21 protein-coding genes are annotated in these 26,249 nt (G+C 49.7%); 5 read left to right on the top strand and 16 right to left on the bottom strand.

Annotated features, from left to right (window positions below; translation table 11 throughout):
* Nucleotides 1–118: 118 nt before the first annotated feature.
* The 3 genes from ACW6QF_RS10345 to ACW6QF_RS10335 form a co-directional block, all read right to left on the bottom strand.
* Nucleotides 119–2,152 (bottom strand): SusC/RagA family TonB-linked outer membrane protein, encoded by a 2,034-nt coding sequence (locus tag ACW6QF_RS10345; RefSeq protein ID WP_456087756.1) that lies wholly within the window; start codon nt 2,150–2,152, stop codon nt 119–121.
* A gap of 87 nt (nt 2,153–2,239) precedes the next feature.
* Nucleotides 2,240–3,253: a FecR family protein gene (locus ACW6QF_RS10340; RefSeq protein ID WP_456087755.1), complete on the bottom strand. Its 1,014-nt coding sequence runs from the start codon at nt 3,251–3,253 to the stop codon at nt 2,240–2,242.
* 215 nt (nt 3,254–3,468) lie between these two features.
* Nucleotides 3,469–4,029: an RNA polymerase sigma-70 factor gene (locus tag ACW6QF_RS10335; protein WP_298553927.1), complete on the bottom strand. Its 561-nt coding sequence runs from the start codon at nt 4,027–4,029 to the stop codon at nt 3,469–3,471.
* A gap of 195 nt (nt 4,030–4,224) precedes the next feature.
* On the opposite strand from ACW6QF_RS10335, the gene ACW6QF_RS10330 reads away from it, so the two are divergent.
* Entirely contained in the window at nt 4,225–6,480 is a 2,256-nt protein-coding gene (locus tag ACW6QF_RS10330) for an anion permease (RefSeq protein WP_456087754.1), read from the top strand.
* A 21-nt stretch (nt 6,481–6,501) separates the two neighbouring features.
* Here ACW6QF_RS10330 and ACW6QF_RS10325 read toward each other — a convergent pair whose 3' ends face one another.
* Nucleotides 6,502–6,684 carry a hypothetical protein gene (locus tag ACW6QF_RS10325; RefSeq protein ID WP_456087753.1) on the bottom strand — a complete coding sequence of 61 codons (183 nt, stop codon included), beginning with the start codon at nt 6,682–6,684 and terminating at the stop codon, nt 6,502–6,504.
* A gap of 124 nt (nt 6,685–6,808) precedes the next feature.
* Nucleotides 6,809–9,811: a DUF6383 domain-containing protein gene (locus ACW6QF_RS10320; protein ID WP_456087752.1), complete on the bottom strand. Its 3,003-nt coding sequence runs from the start codon at nt 9,809–9,811 to the stop codon at nt 6,809–6,811.
* A gap of 656 nt (nt 9,812–10,467) precedes the next feature.
* On the opposite strand from ACW6QF_RS10320, the gene ACW6QF_RS10315 reads away from it, so the two are divergent.
* Nucleotides 10,468–11,274, top strand: a complete 807-nt coding sequence (locus tag ACW6QF_RS10315) for a phosphatase PAP2 family protein (RefSeq protein WP_456087751.1) — start codon at nt 10,468–10,470, stop codon at nt 11,272–11,274.
* Nucleotides 11,275–11,312: 38 nt separating this feature from the next.
* Here the strand turns inward: ACW6QF_RS10315 and ACW6QF_RS10310 are convergent, their stop codons facing one another.
* Nucleotides 11,313–12,833, bottom strand: a complete 1,521-nt coding sequence (locus ACW6QF_RS10310) for a GH3 auxin-responsive promoter family protein (RefSeq protein ID WP_456087750.1) — start codon at nt 12,831–12,833, stop codon at nt 11,313–11,315.
* Between the two features lie 79 nt (nt 12,834–12,912).
* Between ACW6QF_RS10310 and ACW6QF_RS10305 the strand changes: the two genes are divergently transcribed.
* Nucleotides 12,913–13,926 (top strand): ATP-dependent 6-phosphofructokinase, encoded by a 1,014-nt coding sequence (locus ACW6QF_RS10305; RefSeq protein ID WP_298553939.1) that lies wholly within the window; start codon nt 12,913–12,915, stop codon nt 13,924–13,926.
* A 3-nt stretch (nt 13,927–13,929) separates the two neighbouring features.
* Here the strand turns inward: ACW6QF_RS10305 and rnc are convergent, their stop codons facing one another.
* From rnc to ACW6QF_RS10290, 3 genes are read right to left on the bottom strand one after another with little or no spacing between them, the layout of a single operon-like run.
* Complete coding sequence (gene rnc, locus ACW6QF_RS10300; protein ID WP_456087749.1) at nt 13,930–14,850, bottom strand: ribonuclease III; 921 nt, start codon at nt 14,848–14,850, stop codon at nt 13,930–13,932.
* 1 nt (nt 14,851) lies between these two features.
* Entirely contained in the window at nt 14,852–16,117 is a 1,266-nt protein-coding gene (fabF, locus tag ACW6QF_RS10295; RefSeq protein WP_298553944.1) for a beta-ketoacyl-ACP synthase II, read from the bottom strand.
* Between the two features lie 21 nt (nt 16,118–16,138).
* Nucleotides 16,139–16,375: an acyl carrier protein gene (locus ACW6QF_RS10290; protein ID WP_005639879.1), complete on the bottom strand. Its 237-nt coding sequence runs from the start codon at nt 16,373–16,375 to the stop codon at nt 16,139–16,141.
* Between the two features lie 154 nt (nt 16,376–16,529).
* Between ACW6QF_RS10290 and purN the strand changes: the two genes are divergently transcribed.
* Complete coding sequence (gene purN / locus ACW6QF_RS10285; protein ID WP_298553947.1) at nt 16,530–17,096, top strand: phosphoribosylglycinamide formyltransferase; 567 nt, start codon at nt 16,530–16,532, stop codon at nt 17,094–17,096.
* A 118-nt stretch (nt 17,097–17,214) separates the two neighbouring features.
* Here purN and ACW6QF_RS10280 read toward each other — a convergent pair whose 3' ends face one another.
* Both ACW6QF_RS10280 and ACW6QF_RS10275 read right to left on the bottom strand, forming a co-directional pair.
* Entirely contained in the window at nt 17,215–19,884 is a 2,670-nt protein-coding gene (locus ACW6QF_RS10280; RefSeq protein WP_456087748.1) for a TonB-dependent receptor, read from the bottom strand.
* A gap of 11 nt (nt 19,885–19,895) precedes the next feature.
* Nucleotides 19,896–21,086: a DUF4925 domain-containing protein gene (locus ACW6QF_RS10275; RefSeq protein ID WP_456087747.1), complete on the bottom strand. Its 1,191-nt coding sequence runs from the start codon at nt 21,084–21,086 to the stop codon at nt 19,896–19,898.
* A gap of 155 nt (nt 21,087–21,241) precedes the next feature.
* Between ACW6QF_RS10275 and ACW6QF_RS10270 the strand changes: the two genes are divergently transcribed.
* Complete coding sequence (locus ACW6QF_RS10270) at nt 21,242–22,093, top strand: helix-turn-helix domain-containing protein (RefSeq protein WP_456087746.1); 852 nt, start codon at nt 21,242–21,244, stop codon at nt 22,091–22,093.
* A 10-nt stretch (nt 22,094–22,103) separates the two neighbouring features.
* Here ACW6QF_RS10270 and ACW6QF_RS10265 read toward each other — a convergent pair whose 3' ends face one another.
* The 5 genes from ACW6QF_RS10265 to ACW6QF_RS10245 all read right to left on the bottom strand — a co-directional run bounded on the left by ACW6QF_RS10265 (nt 22,104) and on the right by ACW6QF_RS10245 (nt 26,146).
* Nucleotides 22,104–23,303 (bottom strand): MFS transporter, encoded by a 1,200-nt coding sequence (locus ACW6QF_RS10265; protein ID WP_456087745.1) that lies wholly within the window; start codon nt 23,301–23,303, stop codon nt 22,104–22,106.
* Nucleotides 23,304–23,321: 18 nt separating this feature from the next.
* A complete protein-coding gene (pdxB, locus tag ACW6QF_RS10260; protein ID WP_456087744.1) occupies nt 23,322–24,434 on the bottom strand; it encodes a 4-phosphoerythronate dehydrogenase PdxB in 1,113 nt (370 codons plus the stop codon).
* Nucleotides 24,435–24,469: 35 nt separating this feature from the next.
* Nucleotides 24,470–25,324 carry an exodeoxyribonuclease X C-terminal domain-containing protein gene (locus ACW6QF_RS10255; RefSeq protein ID WP_456087743.1) on the bottom strand — a complete coding sequence of 285 codons (855 nt, stop codon included), beginning with the start codon at nt 25,322–25,324 and terminating at the stop codon, nt 24,470–24,472.
* Between the two features lie 482 nt (nt 25,325–25,806).
* A complete protein-coding gene (locus tag ACW6QF_RS10250) occupies nt 25,807–25,956 on the bottom strand; it encodes a hypothetical protein (protein WP_456087742.1) in 150 nt (49 codons plus the stop codon).
* 16 nt (nt 25,957–25,972) lie between these two features.
* Entirely contained in the window at nt 25,973–26,146 is a 174-nt protein-coding gene (locus tag ACW6QF_RS10245) for a hypothetical protein (RefSeq protein WP_456087741.1), read from the bottom strand.
* Nucleotides 26,147–26,249 lie beyond the last annotated feature (103 nt).

The raw sequence follows: 26,249 nt of genomic DNA, 5'->3' as shown, positions 1-26,249 counted from the left end.
GGAATTTATAATGTTAATTAGTGTAGATAAAACTCAGACTTTTATATGCGATAGCCCTAAAGTTCTATCCAACGGGTGGTATACTTTTCAATTATTTTAGTGGAGTACTTTTCAGTTATTATCTACAATACATGATACGGCCGAAGAATGAACGGTAAGCATTATGTCCGGCTTTTCCACTATTATATTGATAATCTTCAGGTCCTAAATTCAAGTAAGGATAATTAACCAAGTTGAAATTGGTTCGTGAAGCGCCTTCTTCTTCCCATTTGTAAGAATAATCTTCATAACCGGCCATTAATCCGATAGAATGACGTTTCAGTTGCAGCTTGTAGTTGGCATAGAATTGTTTTGTCAGGCTATGGTTGTCGTTGCGGCTTTCGCTGAGGCTGGTCGAGGCATAGCCGACTCCGGGAACCGGGTCACCGGTGATCCGGTAGACTTCGTATCTTTTGCGGTGGTCTTTCCCTTTGTAAAAAGAATATTTCGGTGCTACGATGGCAGTTAACGTTAATCCTTTTACGGGTGTGAGATCTAATTGTAGTTTACCGCCCACACTGTAGTTTTGTTTTTTCATGGAGCCGCCTAATTGGTGCTCGGCAATGGGGTTGTCACCATCTTTGCCATCGGCAAAACGTCCGTCGGACCAGTAAGCATTGTAGATCGGTGCGCGTTCCATCAAGGTAAAGATCGATCCGTGGGGTTCATTTGCATTGGAATAGAGCAAATTCAAGTCGACATTGGCATGTATCCAATTATTGATCTGATAGTCATTGTTCGTGCGGATATTGAAACGTTCGTAGTCTTTTGTTTTGATAAGCGCTTCCGAATTGTAATAATTGAGGCTGAAGTTTGTTTTCAGTTTTTCCGTACCTCCGGTGAGCGAGAGAGAATGTCTTTGGTGATGTGTGCTGCTTTTCAATCCCAAGTCCATAAAGTCGGTATCTGCATAGCGGTCCGGATCTTCGGCTCGCAGTTGAGCGTAATTGTTGATTACATCTTCCGAATAAAGCGAATGAAGAGATGATGCGCCATCATTGAAAGCCAATTCGTTGAGGCCACTCATCCATTGTACGGCATTAGCGAATTTCGGTTTTGCGGTCGGTGTGTTGATCCCGTATTCTCCATTATATGAAAGATGGAACTCCTTGTTTTTGGCGCGTTTGGTTGTGACCAATATGACACCTGCTGCTGCGCGTGAACCGTAAATGGCAGCCGAAGCCGCGTCTTTCAGTACTTGAATGTCTTTTACGTCTTCAGGGGCAATATCCGTAAGAGTGCCAGGCACTCCATCAACGATCACCAATGGGTCATTGGTCGACATGGTCGTGACACCACGTACGCGGATGGTTGCTCCGGCTGACGGGTCGCCGCTGGAACGTGTGATCTGTACGCCGGCCATCTGCCCTTGTAACTGGCTGGAAAGTTGCGGTGTGCTCTTCATCCGAAGTTTGTCGCCTCCCAAAGAAGAGGTCGATCCTGTCAGGTCGATCTTGCGTGCCGTACCGTAACCGATCACGACGACTTCATCCAATGTCTCCGAATCTTCTTCGAGGGTGATATTGTACGAGTTCTGTGAACCGACTTTTATTTCGGCCGGCTTGTATCCGATGTAGGAGATCGAAAGTATAGCACCTGGTGCTATACTGATGTTGAAGAGTCCTTCAACATCAGTAATAGACCCGTTAGTCGTTCCTTTTTCTACCACGTTGGCACCGATGATCGGGTCACCGTTGCTGTCAAGGACTTTCCCTGTGATCTGCTTGGCCTGTTGTTGCCGTGCGTATGTTTTTCGCATAATGTTGATGTTCCGGTCGTTGATAGTGTATGTCAGTCCTGTTCCTGTCAATGCTTGTGTCAGGATTTCATCGATTTGACTACTGTTGGTCTTTATGTTGACTTTGATGTTTGCGACATCTTTGTCTACATAGAAAAATAGGAATTCGCTTTGTTTCTCGATCTGTGAAAACAGGTCGGTGAGAAGTACCCGTTCAGTCTTGATGGATATCACTGCTGATTGCGAATAGGCTGGTTCTGCTTGCATAGTGGAAGGTAAAACCGTCAATAGCGAAACCGCCGCTATTTTTGTAATTGCTGCTAACTTTTTCAGGCTTTCAGGATGAAGATGCCTGTAATACGAAACATTTTTCATGCTTATGTATTGATTTAAGAGATTAATAATTGGGTTGTTTCATGATGTGGCCCGCTTTACGGGATCATCAGTGCTGTTTTGTAAATATTAGTGTTCTCTCATAGGCATTGTCTTTTTTAGTGTTGCATACTGGATATGATAAACTCCGTTATTATTCGTCCATCGTACAGGTAAGCTGTAGGAGATCACTTTCAGGATCTGTTCTATGCTTTGTTTCTGGTCGAATGTCCCGGATACGGTGACGGACGGATCGGCCAGTCTTTCATCGTCAATTTGGATTTCTACTTGATAGATATCTTTTAGGTTCTCGACCAATCGGGTGAATGAGATGGACTTATATTTCAACAGCCCGTCTTTCCAGGCAGTGAAAGTGTCGGTGTCTATTTCTTTGACATCCACCTTATTTGTCGACCGGCTGAAAGTAAGCTGCTGGTTCGGAGTCATCACGATGTTTTGCTTTGCGCCTTCGAAACGGATGGAACCTTCCACGAGGGTTGCTGTGATGTCGTCGGATTGGGCATCTGCTTTCACGTTGAAGTGCGTGCCCAGTACGGTGATAGAGGCGCCGTTCATTTTTACTTGGAAGGGTTTGCCCGGATCTTTTGCCACTTCGAAATAGGCTTCGCCTTCTAACTTGACGTCACGGCTGCCTTTTCCGTATCTGTCGGAATAGCTGAGGCGGCTGTTCTTGTTCAAGGTGATGACGGTCCCGTCTTCCAGCGTGAAGTGGGAGGTATGTTCGCCTGCCAGCAAGGTGCAGTATTCGGATGTACGGTCATTCGTGTTGTAAAGGAAAAAGGCTGTTGAGAAAATGAAAAGCAAACAGGCTGCGGCAATGAGCGGGATGGCGTTTCTCCACATTTGCCGCCGGTCCGTCTGCCTTCTTTGTACATTGATCTTTTGTTGCAGCTTGTCGGCCGAGAAAGCTGGGGCGACGGAATGCTTGAAAGCGACATCCGCATCCCAGTAATTCTTGAGCCGCCGGAATTCATCCCGGTTCTTTTCGTCTTCGTTCAGCCATTCGCTTAGCGAAAGGATGTCGTCCGAAGAACTTTCCCCGCTCAGGACACGTGCGATTATATGGTTTATTCTGTTTTCCATTCTATGTGTTTCTGTATATATAGTCGCAGGGAAATGAGAATACCCTTAGTCGAAATGAGAAAAAGATAGAAAGTTTTCACCTGTTCCCATTAGGTGAAAATTTATTTTCACTGGCGGGAAAATAAATTTTCATGGGCATGGAAATAAATTTTCGTAAGCATGGAACAAAAGTTTCGTAGGCATGGAACTTTTATTTCCTGCCGGGGTGTTGCTTTTCAGATGCAGTCGTCGGCAAGCGTTTCCCGCAGCTTGCGGACGGCATTTGCCAAGTGTGCCTCCAGCGTCTTGACGGAGATGTCGAGGATGGCGGCTACTTCTTTGTATTTGAGCTTGTCTTCGCGGACGAGTTTGAAAGCCATCTTGCATTTGGCGGGCAGCGAGTCGATCGCGAGGTCCAGGCGGCGGATTCCTTCGCGGCTGATAAGCTCTTCTTCGGGAGTCGTTTCGGTCGAGGTGAAAAGGTCGATGGAGATTTCGTCCAGCGATACCTGCTCCATGTGCTGCTTGCGGTAATAGCTGATCGCCTTGTGGCGGGCTACCGTATATAGGTAAGAGTCGAAATTGGAGATGCCGGGAAGTTGCTTGCGGTTGTTCCAGACGGCCAAGAAGGTATCGGAAACGATCTCTTCGGCTTCTGCCGGCGATGAGACATACATGCCTGTAAATCGCATCAGCGGCCCGAAATAGGCCATGTAAAGCGATTTAAGGGCGGCTTGTGAGTCCGATAAGGCCATTTCACAAATCCACTGTATGATATTGTCCCGATTCTCTCTCAAGTGCGAGCAAGATTAACAATGTTCTTACAATAAAAGTCGCGAATATAAGGAAAAACCCTTAGTCCGGTAACCTTATTTTTTATTCAATTGTTCCTATAAGGAAATAGTTCGGCTTGTAACGCGTTTGTAACATCTATGTCATTTTAGCGTAATATTTGTTTCAGACCTTTGCAACCAAATACATAACAAGCAATTATGGAGACATTCTACCTCTTCCTGATCATTTTCCTCTTTGTGCTGGCGGTATTCGACCTGTCAGTAGGGGTCAGCAACGATGCGGTAAACTTCTTGAATTCGGCGATAGGGTCGAAAGCTGCATCTTTTAAAGTCATAATGGTGATTGCCGCGGTCGGCATCTTTGTCGGCGCCTCGCTTTCCAACGGGATGATGGACATCGCCAGGCACGGGATTTACCAGCCGCAGCATTTCTTCTTTTCGGAGATCATGTGCATTTTGCTGGCGGTCATGCTCACCGATGTGGTGTTGCTGGACATCTTCAATTCTCTGGGTATGCCCACTTCAACTACCGTTTCGCTGGTCTTCGAGTTGCTGGGCGGTACGGTTGCGATTTCATTGATCAAGATCGCCAATTCCGACGGTGCGCTCCAGTTGGGCGACCTGCTGAACACGGATAAGGCGTTTACGGTGATACTCGCTATTTTCCTTTCGGTGGCGATCGCTTTCTTCTTCGGGGCCATTGTCCAATATATCTCCCGTCTGATCTTCACCTTCAATTATAAGAAGCATGCGACCTGTTTCATCGGGCTGTTCGGCGGATTGGCCGCTACCTCCATCCTTTACTTTATGTTGATCAAAGGTCTGAAGGAAAGCTCCTTTATGGAAGGCGACCTCAAAACGGCGGTCTATAGTAATACGGATACGATCGTGTGGGGAGCGCTTGTCTTCTTCACCCTGTTGATGCAGGTTCTTCACTGGCTGAAGGTGAACGTCTTTAAGGTGGTGATCTTGTTGGGTACGTTTGCCTTGGCATTGGCCTTTGCAGGTAACGACCTGGTGAACTTTATCGGCGTCCCGTTGGCAGGCTATTCTTCTTATATGGACCTGATGGCGCAGGGCGGCACGACTACGACCGACACTTTCCTGATGGAGTCGTTGCTTCAGCCGGCACGGACGCCGTGGTACTTCTTGGTCGGTTCGGGCCTGATCATGGTGATCGCTTTGGCTACATCGAAGAAGGCGCAGGCGGTGATCAAAACGTCGGTGGACCTGGCCCGGCAGTCGGATGGTAATGAGAATTTCGGAACGTCGCCCGTTGCCCGTGTCCTGGTGCGTACGTGCAATAACGCCTCCAGCACGATATTGAGCGTGGTCCCTTTGCGTGTGAAGGACTGGATCGACAGCCGCTTCAACAATAGCGAGATAATACTGGCCGATAAGGCCAGTTTCGACCTGGTGCGTGCTTCGGTGAATGTCGTGCTTTCCGGCCTGTTGATTGCGTTGGGCACTTCGTTGAAGTTGCCGTTGTCTACGACTTATGTCGCTTTCATGGTGGCGATGGGCAGTTCTCTTGCCGACCGTGCATGGGGACGTGAGAGTGCGGTTTACCGCATCACCGGCGTGCTCTCCGTGATCGGAGGCTGGTTCATTACGGCAGGTGCCGCCTTTACGATCTGTTTCCTGGTCGCCCTCTTGATCCATGTCGGCGGTATTGCGGCGATGGCGGCGATGGTGGGGCTGGCGGTCTATATGCTGGTCCGCAACCAGATTCTGTATAAGAAGAAGATGAAGAAGGAGGCCATGCAGGAAGAAGTCGATTCCACGATCTCCAAGCTGCGCGAGACGAAGGACAAACGCGAAGCTCTCTCCCTGTTCCGCGAACATAGCCGCGACGAGCTTTGCAACGTGCTGAATTTCGCTTCCGACGCTTTCAACCGCTCCGTCCACGGCTTTATGGACGAGAACTTGCGCGAACTTCGCAAGGTGATGAGCGCGATCGAAGAGAAGAAAAGTTACCTGAAACAGGTCAAACGTGTCGGCACGTTGGGCGTTACCCAGTTGGAGCACGATATCGCGATCGATAAAGGTTTGTACTATTATCAGGGAAATGACTTTGCCAGCGAGATCGTGTTCAGTATCCGCCGTCTGACGGAACCGGGCAAGGAGCATGTCGACAACCATTTCAGCCCGCTGAGCGAGGTGCAGAAGGAGGACTTCGGAAAGATGACCGATGAGATCGTTTCTTTCCTGAACCGCAGTGCTGCCATGGTCGAAAGCAACGATTACCACCGTATGGACGACCTGATCGCCGAATCGGCCGACCTGCTGGCGAAACTGACGCTGCTGAAGAAGGAGGAACTGAAACGTATCCAGGGACAGAGCGGCAGCACGAAGGTCAGCATGGTCTACCTCAATATGGTACAGGAGGCGCAGAATGTGGTGGCCTTTACGGCGAATTTGCTGAAGGTGAGCCGGAAGTTCCAGAAAGAATAGTACCACCCGACGGTTTTGCCTTCACCCTGTTTTTTCTTTGCCGGCGCATATTGACATGAGGCGGGCAGGTGAAGGCTGGCGGCGAGGCATCTTGTCTGCCCGCTCCCGTGAAACGACGAAGCCCCGGAGATGTCGATCACCTCCGGGGCTTGTCTTGTGTATGCCTTCGTCCTTCACAGGGGAAAGGCTACTTGAACTTTTCAAATTCAATATACTTTAGTATTATTAATATTAATCCGGCCGCTTGTTCGCCTCTCGCAGGGTAATTGGGGCGCAACCCCCGCGCAACCGGCACTTTAGAATTATTTGATTATAAAATGTCTATTTATTATTTCACGATTGCCTTCACAGCGGCTTCGCCTTCGACGGCTACGACAACCACACCCTGGGGAGCGGCGATTACAGCGTTGTCGGATGCGATGACCGTATTGGCCACTACCTGACCGAGGATGTTGCTGATGACCACCTTCTTGCCTTGAGCGCCTGCGATCGTCACGTTGCCTTCGCCTGCGATGACTTTGACTGTTGCAACTTCAACGCCTTCGTTGGCTGTCGGAGCTTCCTGAGCGTCGACATATACGCGGAGAGCGTCTTTTACATCGCTTGTCAAAGTCAACTCGCCGTTGTTGTTCTTCAGGAACTGAACGCCGCAACGTACCACATAAGCCTCTTCTGCATCCGAAGCCTTGAAGATCTGATAGCGGAAGTTAGCCAGACCTGCCTGCGTGCCATCGGCATCCTGCTTCATGGCTACTTTGACCGTCTGTCCCTTGGCGGTCGTTACCAACGTGTCGGAGTTGGCCAATGTGGCTGCCTTGAAGATCAGTTTGTTGTCACCGTTCGACCATTTGTACGGGTTCTTGGCATCCGGACCGCCTACATAAGCGGCAGAGTCGGCAGCATAATACAGATACAGTCTTTCGGCAGCGTCTTTCACGCCCTTGGAGATATAGAAAGAAGGCAGCGTGTTGTCGACATCGGCTGTATCCAACCAGAAAGTCAGATCCACGTCGGCTGCCGTCTTGATGGCAATGCGGGCATCCCGGTTTTCATCCATTGATACATAACCGCCGTTCTCGGCGCTGATCGCTACGTGACCCGGAACAGCTTCCAGGCTTGCGCCGTAGATATCCTGTGCGATATACAGTTTGACGGAGGCGGCATTGGCGTTCTGGTAAGGTACACCGGCTGCTGACATTTCAGCTTTATCAGTAGAAGTCTTAAACGCGATGGCTTTTGCATTGTAAGCGATCTTATCCATGATGGAAACGGAACCGTTCTTGTTTTCCTTGATGATGAAAGCATGAGCAGCAACCGGAACACTACCGGCATTTTCTTTTTCAAGACTCAGGTCGGTATTCTTCAGATAATACCAATCCAAGTTGTTCACCTGATATCTGACATTATAAGTATAGTAAGCAACCGTGTCTTTGCCGGACATAGTCTTTACTTTGCCTTTGTCGTCCAGCATCACATAGTCGTTCTTCAAATAAGAAGGAGCATCGTTTCTTACCAGTTCGAACATGGCGGCTTCTTCGTCGGAAACTTCTGCCAATGCAGGGGTACTTGTTTCATCAACCGTCACATACAATTTCTCTGCGTTTGCATCTTTTGCAAATGCCAAGCGGATATAATCGTGGTTCTCGCCTCTTACGGCAAAACCGGCAAACTTGTCTACCGTTGCAGGAATCAGGGTGATGGTCTTGCTTGTCAGGCCGACGGCTGTTTCTTCCGTGTACTTACCATCTTTGTTTACCGTGATTACCTGGAACTGCGCAGGAGCACTATTTTTTTGGGCGCTTGCAATATAATATACGCCTGCGGTCGTAGTCGTATCCAGTTCGCAATTGAACTCATAACCGGCTTCGCGGTTTCTGAAAGTCACGATGTTCTGGGTCGTATCGACAGCCGAAATAACGAACTGATACAACGGAGTGTTCAGGTCGGCAACGGCTGAACCTTGTGCGACAAGGGAGTAATCTGTACCGGTAATAAAATTAGCGCTCAGGTATTTGCCCTTTTCGGTTGCTTCGTCTTCAACTTCAGATTTACCGCTTTCGAAACGGATGTTGTAGATCGAAGCGCCTGTGCTGTTCAGCAGGCGATTCACTTTGGAGATCGGGTTCGAGCCGAATGTGAAGACATTACCGGCAGCCGCTTTTACGGTTGCAGTCAGTTTCTTTACATTAGTGTCGACCGTTGCAACGTCGATACCGGCAGCATTTGCGCTTGTCACTTGTTCCGTCTTTCCTTTTTCTTTCAAGTGGCGGATAGTGCTTACAGTCGTGATGGCATAAGAATATTTGCCGTTTGCCAGATAGGCTTCGCTTGTTTCGACTTTGAAAGCGGCGTTGCCTACATACACTTCTTTGTTCTTGGACTGCTGTTCGCCTGTTGCGGAACTTGTAAAGAAGTTGAAGTCATTGCCCTGTACTTCCACGAAGCCGAGGTTCTTGCCGTCCTTCACTTCCTTGTCGTCCTTGCTCAGGCTCGTAGTCGGGTCGATGGCGATGAACGTACATTTTGCAAAGTCTTCGTAAGTCGTGATAGCGTTACCTGTCAGGTCGTCCCATGAAGTGGCGAAGTAAACACCGGCCGGGATGTCTTTGTTAACATTGGTTTCGCTGAATCCGGTCGTGATTCGGGAAACGTTGAAAGCCTTGATGTTCTTGGCAAAGATGCTGGTTTTCAATCCGTCGGCATTGAAGGAGAAGGAACCGCGGATACCGTTCAAGTCCTCGGCTTCGACTTCTTTGGCTTTGGCGCGGTAAGGTTTGATCTTCACCGTTCCAGTGCTGTTAAGACTTGTTGTTCCACTGCTAAGGACAACTCCATAAGTCGCCATCTTCAGGTCTTCACCGTTTTCTACATTTTCAAAACCCTTGGTAGCATCATACGTGTCGTACCAACTGAAAACCGTAATTGTCGGCTTTGTAGTAGGCTCCAAATCTGCACCATCCGCCATTGTCAGATAGGCATTCGTCTTTTTGTTTTTGAATTTGAAACCGGATACGGTCACACCGGTAGCAGTTCCGGTAGTCAATTGCGGCTCGATCGTCCAGAAGTATTCGTCATCAATCGTTTCAGATGCTGTGAATTCGTCCTTCACAGTTTCTTCCAAAACCGTAAACTTGGTATTCTCGATAGTGGCCTCCTTGCCTTTCAAGAACCCGTTTGCTCCGTCACCCAACAGGTAGTAACCGGAAAATTCTTTTACATTGCCTGTGACTGCTTCAACTCCGTCACCGGGAGCTTGCGCATTCGCATTGCTGAACAACGCGCCCAACATCAGCAGGCCCGTTGTCATAAGAGTAGAAAATCTCTTGTTCATAATCATTATAAAATTAATTGTTAATAAAATAGTGTATAAAAATCCAACAACTAATCTTACGAAGGGAAACAACTTCCCGCGAATGATTATGAACGGGCATAAAAAAAACGCGGGCCAATTGTCTATTATTAATCTTAAGGCTCTGGTAAGCCCACACGCCAATAATAGAACAATAGCCCGCGCCTATACGATATAATATACTCCCCCTATCTAAAGTGGATAAACCATAACGTAATCAGCGCAAGCATTTACTGTCCATTATTCCGGCGTGTTTAAAATTTACCAGATTTTAAGATTGGAATAATCTTCGTAAAATGCTTACAATATGTAAACGATCCCGCGCACTGTGAGCCGCTGCCCACTACGGAATCGTTGCAAAGGTAAATAGGTTTTCCGAATCAACAAGAAAAAACGCCTTTAATTTTCCGAAATATGTGGGTTACAGAACAAAACAATACCGTTTATGCAACATATTCCCCCGGTTCGGGGGATAAAAAGGATAAGTCGGCCGCTCCCGGCTTTGGCTATGTCCCTCTCTAAATCGTTATAATTATATATGCTTGCCTCGCTATTTTGCCGTTAAGAAATAGCAAACCGATAGTTGTGATGTAAGAAGATTTTTGTTCCTTTGGGGGCGAAAATCAATAAGGTAATTAGTGAAATCTTTTATTTGCATCCTGCTGGTATTACTCCAGTTTACAATATTTACAACGGTTGGGGCGGTTCGCGAGCCTTCCTTGCCTGAATCGCCTCTACGCCTTTCCGTGTCCGATGCGGAGGCACGGGACGACAGCACATCCCGGATGTCCGTCGTCGAATATAAATTCAAGCCGAAAAGCCTGATCCTTCCCGCTTCCCTGATAACAGTCGGGGCGATCGGCACTGCCATAGACGGGATGAACGACTTCCACCTCTTTTCCCGCAAGGATTCCGTCAGGAAGATACGGATCGACGATTATATGGAATGGGGCATGTTGGGTTGGGTATTCGTATGCGACCTGATGGGGAAGGAGAAGCATAACTGGGTGGATCAACTCTGCTTAGTCGTTATTGCCGAAGGCTTCAATGCCGCCATGACACGGACGGTCAAGTACACGGTGGATGAAATACGCCCCGACGGCGGTCCTCACTCGTTCCCTTCCGGACATACCGCCAATGCTTTCTTGGGAGCGCATATCGCTTGGAAGGAGTTGAAGGACAGCAGCCTGGTGTTGGCCTATTCCGGCTATGCGCTGGCAACCTTCGTCGCCTGTTCGCGCTTGTACAACAACCGGCATTGGGTGGCCGATGTGGTGGCGGGGGCCGGTTTCGGTATCCTTTCCGTCGAACTCGCCTACCTGACCTATTTCCCTATCCGCAACGCGATCGCCCGCAAAATCAATATGAAGGGAAGCGACCGCCTCGTCATCGCCCCGACGCTCCGCCCCGATGGAGGCGCCCTCTATCTGTCTTGGAAGTTTTGAGAAATATCATCATCCCCCTATTTTTTAATTCTTAATTCTTAATTTTTAATTCCCGAAATCTCCATCAGCTCCTCAATAAACGTCCGGTCATTGCTGAGGCGGGGGATTTTGTGCTGGCCGCCTAATTTCCCTTTCCGGCGGAGCCATTCGTAGAAGGTCCCTTCGCGGGCGACCCGGATTTCCAGCGGTTGGAGGGAAATTTCTTTATAACGTTTTGCCTCGTAGTCGGAGTTAAGCTGTTGTAAGGTCTTGTCCAGCAAGGAAGCGAATTCATCCAGCGAAGGCGGCATTTTTTCGAATTCGATCATCCATTGATGGCGGCCTTTCGCCTTGTCGAGCATGAAGAGGGGAGCGGCGGTGTATTCTTTCACTTTGGCTCCCGTCAGGCGGCAGGCGCTGCTGATCGCCTTGTCTGCATTGTCTACCATCAGCTCTTCGCCGAAGGCATTGATAAAGTTCTTGGTACGTCCCGATATCACGAACTTGTGCGGATAGAGGGAGGTGAAACGGACCGTGTCACCGATCTGGTAACGCCACAATCCGCCGGAGGTCGTGATCACCATCGCATAGTTTTTCCCCACCTCTACGGCTTCTAACGGAAGGACGGTCGGGTGTTCGCTGCCCACCTCGCCCACCGGGATGAATTCATAGAAGATGCCGTAGTCGATCATCAGCAGCAGGCTGTGTTCCGCCGGATCGTCCTGGAGGCCGAAAAAACCTTCCGATGCGTTGTAGGTTTCCATGTATTGCATCCGGTCCGAGGGGATCAACGCCTTGTACTGGTCCCGGTACGGCTCGAAACTGATCCCGCCGTGGAAGAATACCTCCATATTGGGCCAGACGTCCGTCAGGTATTCGCATCCCGCCTTTTGCAACACAGCCTTGATCAGTACCAGCATCCACGAGGGGACGCCGGACAGGCTGTTCACGTCGGCTTTCCAGGTGCTTTCGACGATCGCTTTGATCTTGCTTTCCCATTCATCCATCAGGATGATCTTCTTGTCGGGGACGCGGATCAGGTTGACGAGCGGGTTCAGGTTCTGCAACAGGACGGCCGAAAGGTCCCCGCAATGCGCATTCCGGTTCAAAGGGGAAGGGCTGTGGCTTCCGCCCAGTATCAACCCTTTGCTGGAAAAGAAACGGCTGTCGGGATTATTCCGGAGATAGATGGAGACGGTGTCGAAGCCGCCTTTGTAATGACACCCTTTCAGGATTTCGGGCGTGACGGGAAGGAACTTGCTTTTGTCGTTCGTGGTGCCGCTGCTTTTTGCGTACCACCGCACGACCGAAGGCCAGAGGATATTCCTTTCTCCGTTTATCATACGGGTGATGTATGGCTTTAGGTCGTCGTAGGTCTGCAAGGGAATCCGCTCACAAAAGTCTGCATATCCCTGAATGTTTTTGTAGTCGTATTTCAGGCCCCATTCGGTGCTTCGGGCGGCAGACAGAAGGGATTTCAACTGTCTGTGCTGGATGGCGTCTGCATCCTGCGCAAACTTTGCGATCTCTTTTTGCCGTGGGCGGAAGAGTAGTGATATTGTATTTGTCAGAATATCCATGCTCCTGTTGTTTGAATTGCATGCAAAGATACGATAATTTCCGTATCTTTGTTGGACAAGTACTTAATCCGAAAAAACGATGAAAATAGGTATCCTTTCCTCCGGCGGCGATTGTCCCGGAATAAACGCCACGATACGCGGTGTCGGTAAAACGGCCATTATGCACTATGGCATGGAAGTCATCGGCATACACAGCGGCTTTGTAGGCCTGCTGAATAAAGATGTCCAGACTTTCGACGAACGCAGCCTTTCCGGTATCCTGAACCTGGGCGGTACGATCCTGGGGACTTCCCGCGAGAAACCTTTCCGTAAACTCCTGGCTTCGGGCGAAAGCGAGAAGCCGCAGCTCATCAGGCAGAATTATGAAGAGCTCGGCTTGGACTGCCTTGTCTGCATCGGCGGCAACGGGACGCAGAAAACCGCCGGCATGCTCTCGGCGATGGGTCTGAACGTGATCGGCGTGCCGAAGACTATCGACAACGATATCTGGGGAACGGACATAACCTTCGGGTTCGATACGGCTGTCAATATCGCGACCGAAGCGATCGACCGCCTGCATTCGACCGCCAGTTCGCACAAACGGGTGATGGTGGTGGAGGTGATGGGACATCATGCCGGCTGGATCGCGCTGTATGCCGGGATGGCCGGAGGCGCCGATGTGATCCTGTTGCCTGAACTGGGCTTCGATATGGACAAGATAAACGAAGTGATCCTGGACCGTGCCCGCCGTGGTAAGCCCTATTCCATCGTGGTTGTGGCTGAAGGGATCGAAACGCCCGACAAGGAGCGTCCTTCCGTCTATGTGACGCGTGTCATAGAGGAGGCGACCGGGATCGAAAGCCGCGATACGGTCTTGGGATATATCCAGCGCGGAGGCAATCCTTCTCCTTTCGACCGCAATTTGGCTACCCGCCTGGGCGGACATGCTACGGAACTGATCGCGAACAGGCAATTCGGACGGATGGTTTGCATGAGAGGCAGTGAAGTCGAGTCGATCCCTCTTTCGGAGGTGGCCGGTAAGTTGAAATTGGTGACTCCCGGACATGATCTGATCGTTCAGGGAAAACGGATGGGAATCTCCTTCGGAAATTGAAAATTAGCTTTCGGCGGGAACGGCTTCCATGCTTGTTTCCGCTTTTCTTTTTTCCGTGCCGTTCATTTCCATTTCAGTTGTTTCCTGTGCGTTGTTCTCTACGGCTTCTTCAGGGAGTTCCTCGAACTCGTTCTCGGCTGTGTTCTCGCCGGTTTTCTTCTTCTTGAGTTCCGAGATGAATTGCTGGAATGTTTTATCGGTTCGTAGTTTCTTGATTGCCATCTTGGCGGCGCTTTGCTGGGATTCTTTTTTCGAATAGCCGATGCCTACGCCTATCTGTGTGTCGGAAAGCGTCACGCCTGTCTGGAACACCGGGTTCCCGTCGTTGTCGGTAAACGATTCGATCAGGTCGAACGATATTTCGAGCTTGTTCTTCTGGCTCCATTCGATCAGGCTCGATTTGAAATTGACCTCTTTGCGGGCGATCGTTTCCAGGTTGACATATTTCTTGATGAGCACATTCTGGATGAAGTTGTAGCAGACCTCATAGCCCTGGTCCAGGTAGATCGCGCCGATCAGTGCTTCGAGGGCATTTCCATACATGTGGTTGTTGTGAGAGCTTAGTTTGGCGGAGTACACGACCATCTTGTCGAGTCCCAGTTCGACGGCAACGCGGTTCATCGTCTCGCGCTGTACGATTTTGGAGCGGGTGTTGGTGAGGAATCCCTCCCGCTTGTTCTGAAAGTGTTTGTAAACGATATCGCCTACGACTGCATCCAATATGGCATCGCCCAAAAACTCCAACCGTTCGTTGTTCAGCCATCTGCCGTCACCGCTTTCTACGGATGAGGATTTATGGAGGAAGGCTTGTTCATAAAGGTGGATGTTATCGGGATAAAAACCGAGTATCTTGTATAAAGAAGAATAAGGCTCCTTACCCATGTTCTTGAGGAGCCTTATTCTTTTGTATAACTTTGTAAACACGTTACTTCACAAATTTTTTTACAATAGCACAAGCATTGTGCCCGCCGAACCCGAAGGTGTTGGACAGTGCTGCCCGCACTTCTCTTTTTTGAGCTTTATTGAATGTGAAATTCAGTTTATGATCGATTTCCGGATCATCGTCACCTTCTGCATGATTGATCGTGGGAGGTACGATACCGTCTTTAATTGCCATAATGCAAAGGATTGCCTCCAATGCTCCGGTTGCACCTAAGAGGTGACCTGTCATTGATTTCGTCGAGCTGATATTCAGGTTGTAGGCGTGATCTCCGAAGATTTCTTTGATCGCTTTTACTTCCGAAATATCTCCTACCGGGGTAGAGGTCCCGTGGACATTGATATAATCGATGTCTTCCGGAGCCATTTCCGCATCTTCCAATGCGTTTCGCATCACCAACTTGGCTCCTAATCCGTCCGGATGGGAAGCGGTCAGGTGGTAAGCATCGGCAGACATGCCGGTTCCGGCAATTTCGCAATATATTTTAGCTCCGCGAGCCAAAGCGTGTTCCATCTCTTCCAGGACCAGACAGGCACCGCCTTCTCCCATCACGAATCCGTCACGGCTTGCGCTGAACGGGCGGGAAGCGGTTTCGGGCGAATCGTTGCGGGTCGACAGCGCGTTCATCGAGTTGAACCCGCCGACGCCTGATTCCGAAATGGCGGCTTCGGCGCCACCGGTTATGATCACGTTTGCTTTTCCCAGACGGATATAGTTGAACGCGTCAGCGATCGCGTTGGTAGAAGATGCACAAGCGGATACTGTCGCAAAGTTGGGGCCGTGGAATCCGTAAAGCATGGAGATATGCCCGGCTGCAATATCGGAGATCATCTTCGGGATGAAGAACGGATTGAACTTAGGACCGATCGTGTCTTTGATCTTTGCATATCCTAATACCTCTTCGTCGAATGTCTTGATACCGCCGATACCGGAGGCGAAGATAACGCCGATACGGTCCTTGTCTTCCTTGTCCAAGTCCATAGCTGCGTCTTCAATCGCTTGTTTTGCGGCATTTATTGCGAATAAACTATAACGGTCACACTTGCGGGCTTCCTTCCGATCCATTACTGTCAACGGGTCGAAGCCTTTTACTTCGCATGCAAATTGTGTCTTGAATTTGGATGCATCAAACTGAGTAATAGGCCCGGCTCCACTCTTCCCATTGATAATACCTTCCCATGTTTCCGGAAGAGTATTACCAAGAGGAGTAATAGCTCCAAGACCTGTTACCACAACTCTTTTTAATTCCATACCTTTAATTAAAAGGATTGATTACTTCGCGTTAGCTTCGATGTAAGCAATGGCGTCGCCTACAGTTGTAATCTTTTCTGCTTGATCATCAGGAATAGAAATACCGAATTCCTTTTCGAATTCCATAATCAGTTCTACAGTGTCAAGAGAGTCTGCTCCTAAATCGTTAGTAAAGCTTGCTTCGTTTGTAACTTCTGTTTCTTCAACACTTAATTTGTCAACGATGATAGCTTTTACTCTTTCAGCAACTTCAGACATAACTTTTTCAATTTAGATTAATAAATACGAATATACTTTTTAAATTTGCAGTGCAAAGAAAAGAATTTTTTATGTTACAAAACAAATTTAATGAGCTAAAAATGTGGAAAACTGCACATTTTATCTTTTCTTGTGCACAAAAACAGGAGAAAACATGAAAAACGTAGCAATTTTTGCCTCCGGGTCGGGTACGAACGCGGAGAATATCGCCCGATATTTCTCTAAAAGTGAAAGTATTAAAGTCGCGGTTGTTTTGTCTAACAACCGGAACGTAGGCGTGCATGCCCGTGTGAACAGGTTGGGGGTTCCTTCGTTTGTCTTTTCGAGGGAGGATTTTGCAGACGGGGGACCTGTCTTGGCAAAACTTGCCGAGTACGATACGGACCTGGTGGTCCTTGCCGGCTTCATGAATAAGATTTCCGCGCCTCTGCTGAATGCCTATCCGGGTAAAATCATCAATATCCATCCCGCCCTTCTGCCTAAATTCGGTGGCAAAGGCATGTACGGGATGCATGTGCACGAGGCGGTCGTTGCCGCCGGCGAGCGCGAGACCGGCATTACCATCCATTACATAGACGAGCATTATGATGAGGGGACGGTTATCTTCCAGGCAAAATGTCCCGTCCTGCCCTCCGATACGCCGGAAGAGGTCGCCGCGAAAGTGCATGCGCTGGAATACGCCCATTATCCTCATATTATAGAAGAACTGATCGGTGGGTAGTAAAAGTTTCCCTTTGATGAAACTTTTGTTTCCTGCCGATGAAACTTTTATTTCCTGCCGGAGAAACTTTTGTTTCATGCGCAGGAAACTTTTTGAAACTCCCGGAGAAAAACCGGTATCAGAAGCTCGCGCTCAACTGCATGACATAGGTGCGGGGCGCGGCGACCAGCATCGGACGCGTACAGTATTCTTTGTTGAACAGGTTGTTCACCATGAACTGGAAGGATAGCTCCTTCGTGATCTTCACGCCTGCACGCAGGTCGACCACGCAGTAGGGCGTGTTGTTCTTCGCCCAATAGGAGTGAAGCGTTTGTCCGTTCACGTCGCCGAAGAGGATGTCGCGCACGTAGTCCATGATCTCCGGCTGCTCCTTCGCCCGCTCGTCCACCATCAGGTAGTCGACGGCCAATGTCTTGCTTTTCCATACGATATTGGTTCCCAGCGTCAGCCGTTTCCACTGGAAGTCGAGGACGGCTTTCACGGTGTGCTTCTGGCGGTACTTCAGGTATTTGGATGTGTTGGACTTTTCTTTCATGCGTATCGGATCGTCGTAGGTGGCTTCTTCCTCGTTCTTTTTCTTGTAGCCGGCGTCTTCCGGTTCGATGAATACATACCCTAAGTTGTAGCTCAATGTGGTGTTGGGGGTGAACGTGCAGACGCCGTTCGTACTGATTTCCGCCCCGTAGATTCGCGCTTTCGACACGTTATAGAACTGTGCGCCGACTCCCGGCATCTGTCCCTGGGTGATCATGCCCAGGAGGTCGCGCGTCCCGTTGATATACTGCAAAGTCGTATTGTTGAAAATCCCGAAGCGAAATTCGATCATGTCGGTGTACTGGGTATAGAACCCCGCCAGGTCGAAGAATCCCGCCAAGTTGCCGAACTTGTATCCCTGTTTGAAGCCCAGTTCGGCGTTCACGCCCTTTTCGGCATTCACTTCCCTGTTCGGGTACACGCCGACACCGCCGATGTCCTTGCGGGCATATTTCTCGGTCAGCGAAGGATAGCGGTAGCCTTGCCCGAAGCTGGCGCGGATAAAGCTGTAGTCGGCAAGCTGGTAGTTCAGTCCGGCGCGGAAGATCGGTTTGACCGGAATCCGGGTCCCGAACAGTTGGGTATCCGCTTCCCGCAGGTATCCGTCCACCCGGTAGTATTCGGCACGCATACCGGCCGATACGCTCAGGCGGTCGAAGAAACGTTGGTCGTACTGGACGAACAGGGCGGCGTTGTCGCTGTCGTGCGTCCCGGTCGTTTTCGAAACGCTTTTCATGTGTTCGTAGGTCGCTCCGGCGGTGATCTGGCTCCCGTTGTCCCATTTCTTGTTGAACTGGTAGTCTGCATAGTAGGTGTAGTTCTTGTCCGTCCCTTTGGGCGCACTCTCCTTGTTGTTGTTCATCACCCAGGAGATCAGGTCGCAGTAGTCGGCTGTCGTGGCAGTCGGGAATACTCCGTTCAGGATGTTGACGGCCCCGTCCACGATCCCGTTCAGGTCGCCTTGCAATATCGGCTGGATCAACGGGAAGAACGGGCTGTAGTCTCCGTTCTTGATGTTGTCGATATAGGCGTTGACCGTGGCGGCATCGCTCCCCATATTGCTTAAGATGTCGTCGAGCGACTTGCGGGCGGAACTTCCGTCGATGATGCCGTCTCCCCGGTAATAGATACGGGTCTTGATCTTATGCGAGGTGTTGCCGGCCGGATTGGTGAAGTTGAAAAAGGGGTCGATATAGAAGGTGTTCCCCTTGCGCCCCATGTTGGCGATGGACGACGGTTGATAGACTTCCACTGGCGAACGCCAGATGAAGAAGTCGGCATATTTGTCGGCCAGGTAGTTGAAGTTGAACCCGTAGTTCAGGAGCTTCCCTTCTTTCATCGGATGGTGGTACGTCATATTGCCTCCGAACCGCAGTCGCCGGTTGTATCCCTGCTCGCGGTATCCGTCGTCGGAAAACAGGTTGAGTCCTCCCGACACGTCGAAGTTCCCGATCCGCCGTGCGTGCGAGACGTCCGCCCCTTCGTATTCGTCATGAGCCGGATGGTCGTAGATCCCGACATAGGCGCGGGCGCTTGTGACCGGCGTGAGTCCCGGCCGTTTCGTGCGGATGTTGATCACCCCGTTCAGGGCGGATGAACCGTAGAGCACGGAGGAGGCGCCCTTCATCACCTCTACCTGTTCGATGTTTTCGAGCGGGACGATGTTCCAGTTGATCACTCCGTTGCCCGAACTCAGTGCGCTCATGCCGTCCACCAGCACAAGGCTGCGCGAACCGACCCCGTATGTCCATCCGTTTCCGCCGCGGATGGAGGGCTGCTTGTCGTTGATATCCACGCCCGGCATCGTGTTCAGTGTCGAACTCAGGTCGGTCGGCGCTTGCCGGGCGATATCGCCCGCTTTCAGCAGGTCCATCGAGACGGTGACGTCGCTTAGTTTCTGTTCGAAGCGTCCGGCGCTGACCACCACGTCTCCCAGCAGGTTCGCCTTGATGTTCATATAGACATCTTTTGTCTTGATCTCCCCTTTGCGGAGTACCAGCGGGAGCTGTTCGTTTTCATATCCGATATAGCTGAACAGGAGGTCGGTCCCCCCTTCCGGCAGCGCGATTTCGTAGGCTCCGTCGGCATCCGATATGGTTCCGTTCGTATCCCCGTTTATTTTCTTGTAGGTGATGTTGACGCCCGGCAGCGGTTCATGGGTTTCCGCGTCATAGACGTGTCCTTTCACTGTTTGTCCGAATACGGCTCCGGTGAAGAGTGACAGGGCGAAAATCAGGATATATAGCTTTTTCATGCGGATTGCTTTTAGTTGACAGGTTTGTCTTTGTATAAATAGATGCCGATCTCGATGGGAATTGCGTTCAACTCCCGGCTCAACTGGTCCAGGATCGCGCCGAGCGTCTTTCCTTGCAGGAGTATGCCTGCGATACTTGCGAACTGGGGCGGGATCAGGTCGCCGATCAGGTCCGTGACAGGTGTGTTAAGCGTCTCTTCGGGAAGAAAGACCTTCACGATGTCCAGCAGGGCGAACAGCTCTTGTATTTCCGGTTTGTCGAGGAGCAGGATGAGATCGCCTTTTGCCGGGGCTTCGCTTTCGCGGATCGTCATTTTGATGCCGGTGGTAGACCAGGCGTTGATCTTCCGGTAGGCCGCCAGTAGTGCGTTCTCCATGGAGCTATCCCCGGAGCCGACCTTCGTCTGTTTGTTTACCATCACTTGGCGGATGATCATGTCGACTTGCGGGATTACATATAAGGATGCATTGCCCTCCACGTGATAAGTCGCTAAGTTGGAAGGCGAAGCGGCCCAGTCGTTTGCCGGGTGTTTGACATAATTGCCTATCAGGTTTCCTATCCGGACCGAATCGGGCAGGGGAGCATAGCGGGCGATGATGTTTCCGTCCGCCCGGAAGGTCAGATCGTTCAGCACGGAACTGATCAGGTTGCTGACCAGCTTGCCGCCTACCAGGTTATACAGCATTCCGGTCATCGTCTGCATGCTGCCGTTGTCTACATTATAATAAGAGGCATTTTCGTGGGCGACATGCCAGGTCCCGTTCGCCGTCAACCGGTTCTCAGGAATCGTGATGTCCGACAGTTCCAAAAACAGTCTTTTAGCCTGTATGCTTCCCTGGTAACGAAACGTAGTGCCGGTTGTTGCCGTTGCGTTTCCACTAAAGGAATAGCCGCCGTTTGCCGTCGTCAGGGGAATGTCGGCAAGGGCCGTTTCTGCATCGTGCGGTAGTACATATTTAAGAATGATATGTGCGGTTTTCCCGTCATCCGTCTTAAATGCCACGTCTTTTCCGATAAATGTATTCCCGTTGTAGCTCAGGATAAGGGAGTCCCCGTTTGCCGGGACGCTTAGTTTGTTAGAGTAGATCCCGCTCAGTTCCGCCGGGGAAAGGCTGTCATGCCCATTATCGTCATTGCAGGATATCAGGAGGATAGTCAGCATCATGGCGGAAAGGAAACGGCATATCGATTTTCTATTCATATATTTCGTTTTTAGTCCTACTATTGGATAATACAAAGAACAGACTAAAGTTTGAGTTAAACAATCTCTATGTTTGGGAATAAATATTCTATTTTTAAGATTATTAGGCAGACTAAGCATATTTTACTACTTTTGAAACAACAAAACGGTGTTGTATGAAGATAGACGTTGACTTGCCTAAATTCGATATCCCGAAGGATTTTATCGTGGGCGATGGTATTACGGGCGATATCCTGAACATGTACGGGCTTTTTCCCTGCAAGATAAAAGCGGGCGTGTTTGCCTTTTGTACCAGGGGAACGATCCGTGTGACGATAAACCTGGATGAATATACGGCGCAGGTGAACGATTTCATCACCTTGCTGCCCAATACCTTTATCCAGATCCATGAAGTGTCGGAAGATGCCGAGGTCTGTTTCGTCGCTTTCTCTTCCCGTTTCCTGGAAAGCATCAATTTTATCCGGACGATCTCCAACCTGATCGTTACGATCATCGAGAATCCGGTAGTCCCTTTGTCCGCTAATGCCGCCGCTATCTATAAGGATTTTTTCTCCCTGCTGGTACGGGCGGACAACGATCCTGACTCCATCCTCTTTACCGACAGTCTGAAACCGGTCCTCGACCTGCTGATCCAGGGAGTGGTCAATATGTACAAGAAGTTCAATACTTGGAAAGAACCGGTTCTGAGCCGTGACAAGGAGATCGCCCGCGAGTTCGTGCAGCTTGTCTGGCAATATTATACGAAAGAGCGGAGCGCCTCCTTCTATGCCGGAAAGCTGCGGATCACCTTGCCCCATTTCTGCTACGTGATCAAAAAGACGACCGGGATGACGGCCCTCGATATTATTGCCAACGTCGTGATAATGGACGCCAAAGCCCAACTGAAATCAACGAATCTCCCGATAAAGGAAATCTCTATCGGATTAGGATATAGCAATGTGGCTTTCTTCGACAAATATTTCCGCCGCTACGTGGGAATGTCGCCGCTGGAGTACCGTAACAGTTGAGCCGCGTTTCCTATCTCAATTTGTTCCGATTGAAATGCGGTCCTGCTTTCAATAAAAAGAACAGTGTCGAAAGAATTGTCAGGCATGCCCCGAACAGGTAAGCATAGTTGAATCCCCCGAATGCCTGCGCAATGCTTCCGCCTATCATCAGTCCGATCCCGATCCCCACATCCCAACTGGTCAGGTAGGTGGAAGTCGCTGTTCCCCGTTGGCTGTTGGGAGCGAGGTTCACGAACAGGGTGTTGAAAGCCGGGAACATCGTGCCGAACGCCACTCCTTGCGAAAGGGCGATCCCGATATACAGATAAGAGGTGAAAGCCGGATCCCACCGCATCAGCCTTTCCAGAGCTGCCAGCCCGAAGAAGCTGGCGGCGGCAAGATACATTCCCAACGAGATGACCAGCGTGATCCTCCCTTTGTCGACCTGCCGTCCGGAGAACATGCGCGAGACAGCCAGGCCGATTGCCATAAAGGTGAAATATAACCCCGAATTGACGGAAATACCGATCTCATCGGCATACATGGCCACGTATGTGGTCGTCATGCCGTAGGGAATGGAGAGCAGCAGCAAGGAGATACCCGCCCAAGTGCCTTTCACTAAAAAGAAACGGTCCAGCGAGATCGGTTCCTTCTTTACCGGTTGCTTCTGCGGTGTCTTTACTAAATAGGCCATGATGAATCCGAGAAAACAGGAGAGGAGCGAACAGGCGAAAATCGTTTCGTAGGAGAAGCTGGTGTGCATGAACAGCCCTGTCATCGGCCCGAAACTCATGGCCGTATTGTTTGCCAGCCCGTAGTAACCGATCCCCTCGCCACGGCGGGAGGAGGGCAGGATGTCGATCACGATCGTATTGCCCGACACCGTCACCATGCCGAAGGCGAAGCCGTGCAGGATACGGAGCACGATAAAGATGCTCAGCAGGCTGGCGATCATATATCCGGCGAAGATGACCATGAAGACGGAGTAGGCTAAGAGGTACAACGGCCGTCTGGCGAATGTGTCCAGCAGGTATCCGGAGAACGGACGGATGCAAAGGGCGGCAATGGTATAGCACGACAGGATAAAGCCGATCATCGATTTATCCGCATCGAACTGGTCCTGCAAGTAAAACGGCAGGACCGGCAATATCAGATAAAATGCGAAGAACAGCAAAAAGTTGGCTGCTAATATATAGCAGAAACTGGGTGAAATAAGTTTGTCTTTTCCCATTGTTCCGTTTGGTTTGTGTTATTGTTGGACCTCGAACCCCAATCTTCGGAGCAGTCCGGCTTCTTCCGGAGTCGCATGGACGATTGTGTATGCCTGGTATTCCCTCGGGTGATGATAGTTTGCCCGGAACCATTCGAACCGGTCGGGATTTTCCCGCAACGCCCGGTCAACGGCAAGCGGGTTGAAACAGGTCAGGATCGCCTGTCCGATCCGGTCTCCTGTAAACCGGTCCAGGTCGATAACCGGATTTCCGGGTGCAGGCGGAACCACTTCGGCGATCTTTCCGATCTTCACCTGAAAGTATTTTTCGATGTTTTCCAGACACATACGCGTGCCGTTGGCTTTCCCGTCCGCCGAGAAACCGGCGATATGCGGAGTCGCTATCGCGGCCAGTCCCAGTAATTCCCGGTTGATGTCGGGTTCGTTTTCCCAGCAGTCCAGGATCAGTTCGCCGATCTTGCCTTCTTTCCGGGCATGCAAGAGGGCATCCGTGTCATGGACGGCTCCCCTGGATGCGTTGACGAACCAGGGTTTCCGTTGGAGCTTGCCGAAGAAGCCTTCTCCTGCCAGGTGGCGGGTGGCAAAACGACCATCCTTTGTCAGCGGCGTGTGGAAGGTGACGATGTCGGCTTGCTCGGCGATCGTGTCCAGTGGGACGAAGCCGTCTTCCCCTTCCGCCTCCGCCCGCGGCGGGTCGTTGCGGAGCACGTTCATCCCGTAGGCCGAGCATAACTTCTCCACCTCTTTCCCGACATGGCCGACTCCGACGATCCCGATCGTCTTCCCTTGTAGGGGTTCACCCTTTCGGAGCGCGATCATGAGCAATCCGGCAAGTACATATTGGGCGACCGAAACGGCATTGCATCCCGGCGAGTTCTTCCACGTGATACCTGCCTCGTCGCAATACCGGGTGTCGATATGGTCGAAGCCTATTGTGGCGCTGGTAATCAACTTCACCCGGCTTCCTTCGAGCAGTTCGCGGGTGCATTTGTCTATGCTCCGCACGATCAGCGCGTCTGCATCCTTTACGTTTTCCGGTGTAAACTCTTTAGAAGTGAGATATTTTACCTCTGCAATCGGTTCTGCGATTCCTTTCAGGTAGGGAACGGTATTGTCGGCGACTATTTTCATCTTGCTGTCCTTTTTCGAGGAGGCAAAGGTAGGGATTATTTTCCAATCTTGACATAATTCAGCCGCGTGTACTGTATGCCATAACTCTCGAATGTCGCAGCGATACGTGCCGAAGAGATATGCAGCACCTCGCCCGGCCGGTAAGCATGTTCCAGGGAGGGCAACTGCCCAGAGGCCTGGCTGGGATTGCCGGAGGCGAAGGTCAGGTTGACCAGGTTGCCGCTCGCATCGATGGCCGTCAGGCGCTGGCGGACGAAGAAGACCGGGGTTGTCCCGACGACATGGGTCCTGTACGGGTCGTCTTCCACCCGCACTTTGGTTATTTTCAGGGTAAGATGGGCCAGCTTGTCCCCTTTCTTTCCTAAGAAACGGCTGGTGGGACGCGGCTGGTATTTCTTTTTCAGCATCTTGTCCAGATATACGCAGTTGTAGGCTTGTGCCATCTTGACGAAACGTTCCTGTTTGGGGATGGTAGGTGTGTATTTATGGGCGATCCAGTTCACGTAGCCCGGATCTATCCGCAGGATCTCATACAGGAAATGTCCGCGGTATTTGCCGAAAGCGATCAGGTCGTCCCCGTGTGTCGACATCCTCTTCTCATTGTAGTCCGTGACCAGGATCTGTCGGTTGGCATACCACAATTCGGAAGTGACGATGCGCAGCGACTGGATAATGTCCGGTTTCAGATCTTCGACAAACAGGATGCACCGCCTGTCGAGCAGAGGCGTGTAGAACCACAGGCTGTAGTCCGGATGCCCTTCCCTCGGTAAAACCACAAGGTAGCATCCCGCTTCCTTATAAGAGGCTTTTCCCTGGTTATAAACATTCAACTTCTCATAGAGGAGCTCCTGTTCCGCCTCTGTTATATTGGGTAATCTGGGGTTTGCCATATTGTCACCTCCGTTTTGTCAAATATACAAAAAGAATCCGGACAAATGTAAGAAGTTGTGTTTTTTTAAGAAGGATTGAAGATTATTTTTTTAAAACAAATCTGATAATTGTTAAACAAAAAAATGCTATTAATCCTCCTGACAATGACAAGATTATATCTGTATAATTGAAATGCCCCCAAAATGTAAATACAATTATTGCAGCTATCAGACTAAATATGATATCGTTTTTTAATCCGTTCCTATTATATAGGAATAATAGTAGACTTGGAAATAATAACATTCCTATAGGTTCAAAATTATATTTTAAGCCAAATCTTAAAATAAATATTGTAGCAAATGACAATATGGATATTAGAATTTTTGAATATGTTATATCTCTTGTTTTCATCATGTTTTTTTGTATGTGATTTAATCTTAATTTAAATAAGGGTATTACAATATAGTTAATTTGATAATATATTGAATACCCTTATTAATTTTTAATGTGCAAAACTGCGCCACCAATAATCGTTTTCCATAAACTCTGCTACTTTTTTATGGAATGTAGCCATTCCTTCAAGAATATATGTGGATACTTCCGATAGTCCACCATTAATGTTTTGTAATTCAATTAAACTTAAATCTTTCATGATATATTAGTTTTAATTATTGGGCATTTTTATACGCTTCTTTGTAAATCTCTATAGATTCTGAAGGATTAAAAAGTACTTCACCTAAGAAAGTTGATAATACAAATCCTGCGGCGAATCCAATCCATCCTCCGTTAATAGAAATATTCTCCGAAGAACTTAGTTCTGTTATTAAATGTTTTTTTTCCATGATATTTATCGGCCTACTCTATTCAAGCTTTTCGACCCTTATTTCCGCTTCCCGCTTTCTCTGGTAATCGGGTAACCTATAAAATAAACCAAATTCCTTGCAA

The sequence above is a fragment of the Parabacteroides sp. genome, assembly GCF_977054455.1.
Note: the sequence above shows the minus strand (reverse complement) of the source record. Positions and strands in the feature narration are given on the sequence as shown.